Here is an 11,091-nt window from a genome sequence, read left to right as displayed (position 1 = left end):
ACCAGCCACGGCAGCGGTTCCGCCGCCGACCTGGACATCGGCGCCAGCTGCAGCGCCGATCATGGGAGCTGTCCCGCTGACGGCCGGGACGCCGGCTGCGGCAGCGGTCACGGGGGTCCCGCCGGTGGTCTGGCCACCGGTGGCGGGGGTCCCGGCGGCGGCCTGGACGGCTACGGCGCCCGCCGGGGCGGTCCCGGCGGCGGCCTGGTCGAGGTGGGCGGTGGTGGAGACCTGCACGGCGCTGGTCGGGAACAGCCGGGCCCGGTGCAGTGCCTCGCGGGCCCGGGCGAGGTCGGCCCCGTCGTGCAGGAGCAGCCCGCCGACCAGGTGCGGGACGCGGTCGACGGCGGACGCCCAGCGGTCCTGCGGGACCCGGTCGGCGAGGTGGTGCCAGCCGGTGCTGGCCGGGATCCGTTCTGCGGCGAGGACGTCGGCGGCGCGGGCCAGGTCCAGTGACGCCGGCAGCAGCCCGCGCGGGGACGCCAGCGCCTGCACCGCCCGGTCGTCCTCGGCGTCGGCGACGGCCAGCTGGATGCGCTGCCGGTCGGCGCCGACGATCGCCTCCGACAGCTGGTCGACGAGGAGCCGGTGCTCGGCGATCGGGTCGACGACGTCGCGTTCGGTGAGCGCGGTGAGCCGCGGGTCGGTGGCCAGGGTGTCGATCTCGGCGAGCAGCGGCGTGCGCGCGCTGTCGAGGGTGGCCAGCTGCCGGGTCAGCTCGGTGACGGCGGCGTGCACCGAGGCCCGCTCCAGCTCGTGCGCGGCCCGGTCGGCGTCGAGCTTCTCCGCCTCGGCCGGCAGGTCCTCCGAGAGCCGCCGCGCCGCCTCGTCGTCGTCCCCCTCCGCCGCCGCCAGCGCTGCGGCGAGCCGCTCGACGGTGGCCCCGAGCGGCACGACACCACCGGCGGATCCGTCACCCACCGCCCGACCGGCGCCACCCACAAGCCCATCGCCCGACGCCCGACCAGCGCCACCCACAAACCCGTCACCCGACGCCCGATCGGAGCCGCCCAAAGCCCGGCCAGCGCCACCCACAAACCCGTCACCCGACGCCTGACCGACGCCATCTACAGCCCGGCCAGCGCCACCCACAAGCCCATCGCCCGGCGCCCGACCAGCGCCACCCACAAACCCGTCACCCGACGCCCGGCCAGCGCCACCCACAGCCCGGCCGGCGCCACCCACCGCCCGGCCAGCACCACCCACAAACCCGTCACCCGACGCCTGGCCGGTGCCACCCACAGCCCGGCCAGCGCCACCCACAAGCCCATCGCCCGACGCCCGGCCAGCACCACCCACAAACCCGTCACCCGACGCCCGGCCGGCGCCGCTCGCAAGGTCATCGGCCGCTGTCAGGTCAGCAACCGCGAGTCCTTCACCCGACGCCCGGGTCGCGGCGCCGGCGGTCGAGGTGCGGGCCGGTGGGGTGGGGACGGTGGTGGTCAGGTGGCCGGCGGTGGCGGCGGCGGTCAGGTCGTGGTCGAAGGCGGCGAGGTGCTGCTCGATCGAGCGTTGCCGGCCGCCCAGGCCGCCGAGGTCGGCGCGCAGCCCGTCGGCGAGGGCGCGGGACTTCGACTGCTGCTCGGCGGCGTCCGCGGCCTGCCCGGTCAGGGTCGCGACGGTGTCGTCGAGTTCGGCGCACGCGTCGCGCAGCACCGCCAGGTATCCGGCGGCCGCCTCCGCCCTCGCCTGCCGCAGCGGGGCGGCGCCGGCCTCCGCCTCGCGCTGGCGGCCGTGGGCCACGGCGAGGCGGGAGGTGAGCTGGTCGCGGTCGGTGAGGACGGGCACCAGCTGCCAGGCGCGGTGCAGGCGGTGCCGGTCCAGGACGGTCCGCGCCGCGTCGTCGAGGGCGGCGAGTGCCTCGGTGTGCCGGCGCGACGCCGCCTGCCACTGCTCCTCCCGCAGGAGCACGTCGAGAGCGGCGGCGCGGGACTGTGCGTCCTGCGCGGCGAGCGCGGCGGCGGCCGCCACCGACTCGTGCGCGGCGGCCTGCGACGCGGCGCGGGTGGCGGCACCGGTGAACGCGGCGGCGAGGCGCAGCGCCGCCTGCCGGGTCGCGCCGGCGTCGGACGTGGCGGCGGTGACGGCGGTGCGGGCGCGGTCCAGGACGTCGAGGAGGTCGACGGCCTCGTCGCAGAACGCGACCTCGGCGCGCAGGCGCGGCTGGCGGGCGAGGCGTTCGCGGGTGCCGCGCAGGATCGCGGCCACCTTGGTTGCCGAGGTCGGTTCGGTGACGAGGCTCAGCAGGTACTGCACGAAGTCGTCGGACGTCTTGAACTTGAAGTGGTGCTCGATGCCGCCCTCGGAGGCGTTGATCCGCAGGATCGCGGTGAACAGGCCCGGGTCGAGGCCGCGGTCGTGCAGCGCCTGCGCCCACCGGTCCTGCTTCGTGGTGACGACGGTCTCCGCGGTGGCGGGCAGCGCCTCGACGGCGCGGACGAACTCCTTGAGGTCGGCGCCCGCGAACGGGAGGCTCTCGACGTCGGGGCCGGGGGTGAAGGCGTACCAGGTCTGCTTCAACCGGTCGTGCCCGGCGTTGGGGTCGGCGGGCTGGACGCGGTCGGTCCACTCGTAGACGGCGCCGGTGACGAGCCGGCGGCCGGTCGGATCGGTCCACTCGACGACGACGTGGCCGGTGTCGGCGCCGAGGATGCAGTCCTCCAGGTGCCTGCCGGTCGTGGCGGTGGCGAGGAAGTCCCGCCGGTCGGGCCGGATCAGGGCGCAGACCAGGGCGATCAGCGTCGACTTGCCGCCGCCGTTGCGCATCCACAGGATCGTGTCGAGGGGCCGGCCGTCCCGTCCGGTCAGGTCGAGCCACACGTCGCGGAACCGCGCCGCGGGCGAGCCGACCCGGTCCAGGTAGATGCGCCGGATCTGCCAGAGCCGCGCGGGCGCCACCATCAGTCACCCTCCACAGTGGACATCCCCGGAACGGCGGCCACGACCGGACCAGCAGCCACGACCGGACCAGCCGCCGCCACCGGAGCAGCGGCCGCCACCGTAGCGCCAGCCGCAACCGGACCAGCAGCCGTGGCCGAAGAAGCAGCAGCCGACACCGCAGCGCCAGCCGCAACCGGACCAGCAGCAACGACCGGACCAGCAGCCGCCACCGCAGCGCCAGCCGCGGCCGGAGCAGCAGCAGCGGGCACCGTTGACGCCGTCCCGCGGCGCACCGTTCGCAGCGCCTCGAGCGCCTCGCCGCCGGCCACGTCCGCGACGAGCAGCCGGAACCGGTCCGTCAACTGGAACGACATGGCGCCCATCTGCGGCAGCTGCCGCGCCGCGCCCCGCTCGACCAGCCAGCCGAGCACCTCCAGGACCGCGAACTGCGTGCAACCACGGGCCGGCCCGGGCAGGCGGTCCTTCGGTTTGAACGCGGCGGTCCGCCGGTACACCTCGGCGGCCTTGCGGGCCTGCCCGTCGACGGTGTCGGGATCGCCGGGCAGGGCGAGGACCCGCTCGATCGCGTCGCGGACGAACCGGTCCAGCGCCGCCACCTCCACGATCTTCACGTCGGTGCCGTCGAGGTCGACGTCGTGCGGGAAGGCGTACGCCGCGATGCCCAGCACGACCAGACCGGCGATGAGTTTGTCGTCGGCCGCCATGCTCCCGCCGCGCAGGTCCGCCATCCGCAGCGCGAACACGCTGCCCGGCTGGGTGCTCAGGACCAGCCCGGTGCGGGCCGGCGCACCCAGCACGACCAGGCCGAGGCCGCCGGCGACGGTGTCGACGGCGTCGCGGAAGGCGGTGTTGGTGCGGTACCGCTCCAGCAGCTGCCCGTAGGTGTTGCCGTCGGTCGGCCGGGCGCCGGTGCGCAGCCCGAACGCGACCAGCTCGGCGGCCGACCACACGTCCTCGATCGGGACCGTCACGCCTCGAGCCCTCCTTCGTAGCTGACCAGCAGGTCGTCGCCCCACGCCAGGGGATGTTCGAGGCGGTCGCCGGAGCGCTCCGCCGACAGCGCCGAGACGAGTGCGGTGAGATCCTCTTCGGGGTCGGTGACGTCCGGCGCGTAGGACCACAGCGCGGTCAGCAGCACCAGCTCCCGCACGTCGTCGCCGGAGGCGGTCGGGTCGAGCGAGGACAGCAGCGACGACAGCGCCACCGGCCGGTCCGAAGCGCGGCGCAGGATGCGGGTCGCCTCGGCCACCACCGCCGGCGGGTACGCCTGCAGGTCCACGCCCTCGACCTCGCCGGGCGTCTCCGGCTCGACGTCGTCGGGCTCCGCGGTCCGCGGCGGGGCGAGCAGCATGTCGACGAGCCCGTCGAGGTGCAGCAGCCGGGGGACCCGCAGCCCGAGCACCCGGTCGCCGAACGCCTCCGCCACGACGCGGGCCTCGTCGGCCGGCGCGTCCAGCACCGGATGAAACAGCTCCGGCTCGATGTTCAGCAGCCGCAGGTGCACCCGGCGGGCGAAGACCTGCGTCAGGTGCGCCTGCAGGAACACGCCCCGGGCGCCGGCGACCCGCTCGGCGAGGTCCAGATGCACCCGGCGGATGCGCCGCAGGGTCTCCACGAGATCGCCGGACGCCTGCCGCACGGCACTGTCGGTCTCGGTGTCGATACCGGCCGCGACGTGGTTGAGCACCTCCGCGTCGGCGGCGATGCGGGCCTCGACGTGGTCGCGGGCGCGGGCGAGGCGGTGCGGCACGTCGGTGATCCAGTCGAACGCGCGCACGTCGCGGCGGGTCGCGTCGAGCACGTCGGCGAGGGAGGCCGACATCGCCACGGACACCCGCTCCGCCTGCGTCGCGGTGCGGGCGGCGGCCTCGAACCGCCGGTCCCGCAACTGGCGCTGCAACACGACGGAGAACGCCGCCTCGGCGTCGTCGACGTCCAGGTCGAGGCCGTTGAGGTACAGCATCACCGCCTGGTGCGAGGCGAGCACGACCGCGCCGTCGGGGCCGTCCTGCAGCTGCAGGAGCTTGAACGCGTACTCCTCGCGACGGGGCGGTGACCCGAGCGCGTCGACGAACGAGTAGACGAACGCGCCCTGGTTGTCGGCGTCGTTGAGCAGCCCCTTGACGACCCAGCGCGCCGCGTCCTGGTGGTCGTCGGGGGCACCGCCGGGATGCATGACAGCGGCAAGCTCCGAGATCGACTCGATGAGCTCGGCGAGGGTGACCTGGCGCGCGAACCCCATCGACGCGACCGCGATGTCGACCGCGGCGAGTGCCAGCTGGCGCAGGTCATAGGCCTGGTGGACGCCGGTGTGGGCGGCGTTGCGGACCAGGCGGGCGACCGGGTCGGTGAGGATCAGCGCCCGCCACCGGGCCCGCATCGACGCGTCGGCGGCCGGCGAACGGACCTCCGGCTGCGCGGAACTGGTGACCGGGCCGCTGTCGAACAGGTCCGGCTGCCACTCCTGCACCACGCGCTGCCGCTCCCCCGTTGTCCCGCCTGCCGTCCGGCCTGCCAGGATATCGGGCGAATCCGGTGGGGTCACATTGCCGACCTGCCGCGGCACGTCAGGGGGACGGCGCGCGTAGCCTGCGGAGGTGTTCGTCGTGCTGTTCGTCACCGTGGCGTACGCGGTGCTGATCGCCCTGCACGCGTGGATGATCCGGCATCACCGCCTGGAGGGCGCCTACGAGCCCCGGGCCGCGCGGTGGCTCGCGGCCAGGTTCGGGCCGCTGCCACCGCCGCGATCCGCCGGCCCGGTCCTCGCCCGCCGCGAGGCGAAGGCGTTCGACCGGCTGCTGACCGGCGACCTGGACCCGGCCGAGTATCGGGCCCTGATGGCCGCCGTGGCAGCGCAGGATGCCGTCGAGCGGCCGCTGAAAGTACCAGATCCGCTGCTTTGAACGCTTTTTTGCTTTTTATCGTGGTGGCCCGAAGGTGATCATGCCGGGGTTGGGCACCGCGACGTCGATGGTCGCGGTGACGGCGCCGTCGGGGGTGAGGGTGATCACCTTGCCGTCCTTGGTGGCGAGCAGCACGTCCGCGGTCACCCAGACCGCCGGATAGGGGAACGGCCGGTTCTGACCCGTAGTCGTGTCGTAGAGCCGCCAGCCCTGCGACGTGCCGGCCGGGCCGACGACGACGTAGCGACCGCCGGGCGACCAGGCGAACGGTCCGGCCGGCAGGTCGGTGATCGGCAGCGACACGGTGGGCTCGCCGGTGCCGGCATTGAAGAGCTGCAGCTGGCTGACCCGCTCCTCCGCCTCGCCGCCGGAGCGGTCGGCGATCGGCATGACGACCTCCTGCCCGTCACGGGTCCAGGTGAAGTCGCAGCGGCTGCAGTCGTACCGGTCGTGGTCGATCCAGTGTTTGCTGATCGCGCCGGTCCGGGCGTCGACGACGGCGAACCCGATCTTGAACGGTTCCTTCTGGCTGATCCCGCCGACGAGCCGGTCACCAGCCGGGGACCAGTTGAAGGTGCCGACGAGTCCGGCCGGATCCACGGTGACCGGATCGGCCCCGCGCACGCTCGTGAGCTGCAGCGACTCCGGCCCGTCGATGACCAGGATCCGGTTGCCGGCCGGGGCCGGGAGGACGGGTTTGCGCATCAGGACGTACTCGTTGGTGGGCCGGTCGAGGACCTGGTCGCCCACGCCGATGACGACCCAGCCGCCGGGCAGCTCCGTCCTCGTCATCGCCGGCGTCCTCGTCGGCTGTGCTGACGCCGCTGGGGACGGTGCGGCGGTGTCTTTTTGCGACAGGAACGTCCAGGGCAGCGCGACGGCCACGGCCGCCAGGATCGCAGCACCGGCGGTGGCGACCCGGCGGGCCCGGCGGATGCGCCGGCCCCTGGCCATGCTCCGCGCGGCGAGCCCGGCCTTCGGCGCCGTCATCTCACCGGCCATCTCGTCGATGGTCTCGTGCAGCAGCTGTTCGAACCGCATCAGTGCCGTCCTTCCACGAGATCGGGCGACCAGTCCAGCTGGGGTACCAGTTGGCGGAGCTTTGCCAGCCCACGGTTTGCCTGGCTGGCCACGGTGCCCTGCCGGCAGGACAGGACCGCTGCGGTCTCCTCGACGCTCAGGTCCTCGAAGTACCGCAGGATCAGCACCGCCCGCTGCCGGGGTGGCAGCGCCCGCAGGGCGTCGCGCAGCAGCAGCCGCAGCGCGGTGTCGGCCTCCATCACCCTGTTGCCCGCCCGCTCCGGCGGCTCCGGCACGCTGACCTCGGCCTGCCGTCGCCGGCTGCGCCACCCCGAGGCGAACTCGTTGTAGATCATCCTGCGCAGGTACGGCTCTGGCTCGTCGATCCGCCGCCACCGCGAGAACGCCTTGGCCAGGGCGGTCTGCACGAGGTCCTCCGCGGCGTGCCGGTCGCCGGTCAGCGCGTACGCGGTCTTGAGCAGCGTGTGCGCACGCTGCTCGACGAAGGCCGAGAACTCGGCCTCCTCGGGTGTGTCCACGGCGGGCACCTCCTTCACCCTCTCCGACGCTGAGGGTGGCGGAAACTTTGCACCGCCGTGCGGCTACGACTCGCCGGCAATGCGGACCCAGGCCGGCAGCGCCGTGCGGCTACAACTCACCAGCGGTGCGGACCCAGGCCTGCACCGCCGCGCGGCTACAACTCACCAGCGGTGCGGACCCAGGCCGGCAGCGGCTCGCGATGGGCGAGCCAGTCCCGGGGGATCGCGCCCCGGCCCACCGCCGCGGCGACGACGCCACCGACGATCGCGGCCGTGGTGTCGACGTCCCCACCTGCCTCGACGCACGCGAGGATCGCCGCGCGGTAGTCGTCCAGGTGGGTCGCGGCGGCCCACAGCGCGAACGGCACCGTGTCCTGCGCGAGGACCTGCGAGCCGTTCCCGAGCGTGTACGCGGCCTCGGCCACGCTCACGCCGATCAGCTCCCTGGCCCGGACCAGACCGCTCTTCACCTGGCTGTCGACCTGGTACGCGAGCACCGCGTCGAGCAGCTCGACCGGCTCCAGCGGTGCGGCGATGAGCCGTGCCCACCCCGCCTCGGCCGCCGCGACGGCCACGGCGACCGCACCGAGGATGCCCTCGCTGTGCGCGTGGGTGACCTCCGCCGTCCGCATCGCGTCGAGGGCCGCACTGCGCGAGTCCCCCGAGTGGAACGCACCGAGCGGGGCGACCCGCATGGCGGCCCCGTTGCCCATCGAGCCGAGCCCGTCGAACGCGGCCCGGGCCGCCTCCCGCCACGGCACCCCGTCGCGGATCTGATGCAGGATGACCACGGCGCCGCCGCCGTAGCCGCGATACGGCTCGTACCGCCGGGCGAACGCAGCGGCCAGCCGGTCCCGGTCGATCCTGCCGTGGACGGCGAGCTCATCAACGATCGAGCAGGCCATCTCGGTGTCGTCGGTCCACGGCCAGGCCCCGGCCGGCTCGTCTGCATCGGTGATGTGGCCGACGGTGGTGCCGGGCACGAAGAACTGGGCGCCGACCGCGTCGCCGACGGACAACCCGTCAAGGCTTTCGCAACAGAGATCGAATGAGGTCATGTCGACAGCAATGATGCCACGCACGTGCCATGGTGATCCGATGTCCGAGATCACCGCCGACGGCCGGCCCGTCGACCTGTACGCGGTGCTCCCCCACAGCGGCGAGCCCACCTTCGTGCACGCCAACATCCCACCCGCCACAGCCATCCTGGACCTCAGCCACAGCGGCGGCCGCTTCGCGAACCCCCTGACCGACCTCGGCCACCCGGTAACGGTCGTCGACGACTCGGCCGCCATGCTCGCCCAGGTCCACGGCGCACGCACCGTCCAGTCCGACCTGGCGACGCTGAGCCTCGACGAGCAGTTCCCGGTCGTCCTGGTGGCCGGCGCCCGGCTCAACACCGCCGACGAAACCCTGCGCACCGCCCTCCTCGCCACGTGCCGCCGCCACGTCACCCCCTCCGGCCAGGTCATCATGAACTGGCTCCCACCGTCCTGGTTCTCCAACGTGACCTCCTCCACCGGCCGGATCTGGCCCGTGGAGGTCTCGTTCTCCGTGGAGTCCTTCGACGGCACGGTCCTGCACGCCCACTCGACGTACCGCCTGGCCAACACCACCTGGGAGCAACGCACCACCGTCCGCCGCCTCAGCCGCGCCGACCTGCACACCACCCTCGCCAACGCCGACCTACGCCTCACCCACCACCTACACGGCGGCCGCCACTTCTTCTCCGCCGTCCCGTCGCCAACGCCCCCAGGTGACGTGAGCCCCAACCCAACGACGGCATCCCCGATGGACACCCGCCTGACGACCGCCGCAACACCCCCGGGCTCCCAGGCCACCGGGGCCGCAAGGTCGCCGGTGACAACGGCCGCAAAGGTCGCCGAGCCGTCGCCGAGCCGTCGGTGAGGGGTCGCACGGCCGCGGGGAGGCGAGAGACGCGGGGCCGCCGAACTGCGGGGACGCGGGGACGAAGGGGTCACGGGGCCGCAGGGCTGACGGGGAGGCGAGAGACGCGGGGCCGCCTAGCTACGGAGACGCTGGGTCGAAGGGTCGAAGGGGTCAGGGAGTCGCAGGGTCGCGGGGAGGCGGGTGCCGCGGGGCCGCCGAACTGCGGGGGACGCGAGGTAGCAGGGGTCGCAGGGTCGCCGATGCTCACGGCCCAAGCGCGAGCCGGACGTCTCGGCGCACTTGAACGACCCGGCCCACCGTCGATCGCGTCGAAACAGTGCCCGCTCCGTTGGACGAAGCTCCCGACATCTGGGGCCGTGTCCGCTGTCGTGGTGACGAGCGGCCGGGTGGCGCCTTGGATCACGAACGAGCCGCCGCATCCGCCGCCGTGTCTCGGTGAAAGCGTGAAGCGCAGGAGGTGTCCACACGCCCCCCACCCATTCGCGCTTGCTGGCGAACATCTGCGCGACGTCCCGGACCAGTGCCCTTCGGCTGACGCCGACATGGTGACCGTTCGCGACGTCCGCCGCCTGCCACGCGGTCGCGCGGTCCGGCGGTCGATCGAAGTCGTGCACGGGCTGTGCGGACAGCCAGCCCGCGACTTCGATCACCAGGAAGATCCACCCCCGGCGCGGAACACGCGGACGAAGCGGCCGATCCGGACCCCGGCAGCACCGGAACGTGCGCCGGGCACGCGGGCGTCGTGGCCAGATTCCCCACAACCCGAAGGATCCCGGGCACCTGACCCGGAAATCGTTCCGCTTGCCGCGCCACCACCCACTGGGCAGGACCCTGCACAGATCGAAATCGCGGACCGGCCGTCCGAACGGCCACTGGACGACCAAGATCCGGCCGCGATTGAGCACCGCGACCGCGTCCACGGGCCACAGGACGAAGCGGCGGCGCGGCCAAAGCGAGTCCTTCAGGCAGCACGGATCCGCCAGCACTGCGCAACCGCGGCTGCCCGAAGCGGGCAGGCCAGCACGGCCGTACACCACCGCCCCGGACATAACCCCGACCGAGCAAGCATGGATGCCGACCGAGTCGTCGGCATGGAAGGAGATCGGATGCGGCACTCGGCGCGGTGACCACCGCGTTGAACGGCGCTGGAGTCGGCTTGGCGGGCATGGGTGTCAGGCGTGCAGACACACGAATCGGCCCAGTCGACACCGGAACCGGCCGGGCCGGCACTGGACGCGGACTCACAGGCACGGCGGGCGGGATGGCGTCGGCCCACACCGGCACGGAACACTGGCTCGCAGGCACCGAAGCCGGGACGACGTCCGCTGCGCTGCACGGCGCCGGAAATGGCCTCGCCGGAACGGCAGCGGAGCGTGCACGAACGACAGTTGGCCCGGCAGGCGCGGAGGGCGAGCCCGCAGGTGCGGACGCCGGTGCGGCAGGCACCGAGCCCTGGCCCACAGGTGCTGACGCCGAACCGGCAGGCACGGAGCGCGAGCCCACAGGTGCTGACGCCGAACCGGCAGGCACGGAGCCCTGGCCCACAGGTGCGGACACCGGCCCGACAGGTGCGGACGTCGGCGCAGCAGGTGCGGACGTCGGCGCAGCAGGTGCGGAGCCCTGGCCCACAGGTGCGGACGCCGAACCGGCAGGTGCGGGGCCCGGACCCGCAGGTGCGGACGCTGGCCCGACAGGAGCGGAGCGCGGACCCACGGGTGCGGACGCCGGCGCGGCAAGCACAGAACGTGGACCCGTAGGCGTGGGAGCGGCAGATACGGCGTCGCGACGAGCACCGGGCCCAAGGCCGCCGGCTGTGC

The 11,091-nt window shown here is 73.8% G+C and carries 7 protein-coding genes and 1 pseudogene; 2 read left to right on the top strand and 6 right to left on the bottom strand.

Annotated features, from left to right (window positions below):
• The 3 genes and pseudogenes from ACFPIJ_RS36270 to ACFPIJ_RS36260 form a co-directional block, all read right to left on the bottom strand.
• A pseudogene (locus ACFPIJ_RS36270) lies at positions 1 to 2,901 on the bottom strand (hypothetical protein); the annotation flags it as partial.
• Entirely contained in the window at positions 2,901 to 3,872 is a 972-nt protein-coding gene (locus ACFPIJ_RS36265) for a hypothetical protein (RefSeq protein WP_380122157.1), read from the bottom strand. The pseudogene ACFPIJ_RS36270 and the gene ACFPIJ_RS36265, both read right to left, overlap by 1 nt.
• Positions 3,869 to 5,374, bottom strand: a complete 1,506-nt coding sequence (locus ACFPIJ_RS36260; protein ID WP_380122155.1) for a hypothetical protein — start codon at positions 5,372 to 5,374, stop codon at positions 3,869 to 3,871. The genes ACFPIJ_RS36265 and ACFPIJ_RS36260 overlap by 4 nt, the downstream gene beginning before the upstream one ends.
• A 124-nt stretch (positions 5,375 to 5,498) precedes the next feature.
• Here ACFPIJ_RS36260 and ACFPIJ_RS36255 point away from each other — a divergent pair, with 124 nt between their 5' ends.
• A complete protein-coding gene (locus ACFPIJ_RS36255) occupies positions 5,499 to 5,804 on the top strand; it encodes a hypothetical protein (RefSeq protein ID WP_380122154.1) in 306 nt (101 codons plus the stop codon).
• Between the two features lie 15 nt (positions 5,805 to 5,819).
• Here ACFPIJ_RS36255 and ACFPIJ_RS36250 read toward each other — a convergent pair whose 3' ends face one another.
• The 3 genes from ACFPIJ_RS36250 to ACFPIJ_RS36240 form a co-directional block, all read right to left on the bottom strand.
• Positions 5,820 to 6,845, bottom strand: coding sequence for a TolB-like translocation protein (locus ACFPIJ_RS36250; protein WP_380122152.1), 1,026 nt, complete (start codon positions 6,843 to 6,845; stop codon positions 5,820 to 5,822).
• Positions 6,845 to 7,363: a SigE family RNA polymerase sigma factor gene (locus ACFPIJ_RS36245; protein ID WP_380122150.1), complete on the bottom strand. Its 519-nt coding sequence runs from the start codon at positions 7,361 to 7,363 to the stop codon at positions 6,845 to 6,847. The genes ACFPIJ_RS36250 and ACFPIJ_RS36245 overlap by 1 nt, the downstream gene beginning before the upstream one ends.
• A 155-nt stretch (positions 7,364 to 7,518) precedes the next feature.
• Positions 7,519 to 8,421 carry an ADP-ribosylglycohydrolase family protein gene (locus ACFPIJ_RS36240; protein WP_380122148.1) on the bottom strand — a complete coding sequence of 301 codons (903 nt, stop codon included), beginning with the start codon at positions 8,419 to 8,421 and terminating at the stop codon, positions 7,519 to 7,521.
• Between the two features lie 40 nt (positions 8,422 to 8,461).
• Here ACFPIJ_RS36240 and ACFPIJ_RS36235 point away from each other — a divergent pair, with 40 nt between their 5' ends.
• Positions 8,462 to 9,271, top strand: coding sequence for a class I SAM-dependent methyltransferase (locus ACFPIJ_RS36235; protein WP_380122147.1), 810 nt, complete (start codon positions 8,462 to 8,464; stop codon positions 9,269 to 9,271).
• Positions 9,272 to 11,091 lie beyond the last annotated feature (1,820 nt).

Source organism: Dactylosporangium cerinum, from assembly GCF_042653625.1.
GTDB lineage: Bacteria > Actinomycetota > Actinomycetes > Mycobacteriales > Micromonosporaceae > Dactylosporangium > Dactylosporangium cerinum.
This window is presented reverse-complemented; position numbering and strand designations above follow the sequence as displayed.

Bases quoted from the DNA above. Each gene is read 5' to 3' on its own strand.
- ACFPIJ_RS36250 (WP_380122152.1), bottom strand. From the start codon at position 6,845: ATGCGGTTCGAACAGCTGCTGCACGAGACCATCGACGAGATGGCCGGT.
- ACFPIJ_RS36235 (WP_380122147.1), top strand. From the start codon at position 8,462: ATGTCCGAGATCACCGCCGACGGCCGGCCCGTCGACCTGTACGCGGTG.
- ACFPIJ_RS36240 (WP_380122148.1), bottom strand. From the start codon at position 8,421: ATGACCTCATTCGATCTCTGTTGCGAAAGCCTTGACGGGTTGTCCGTC.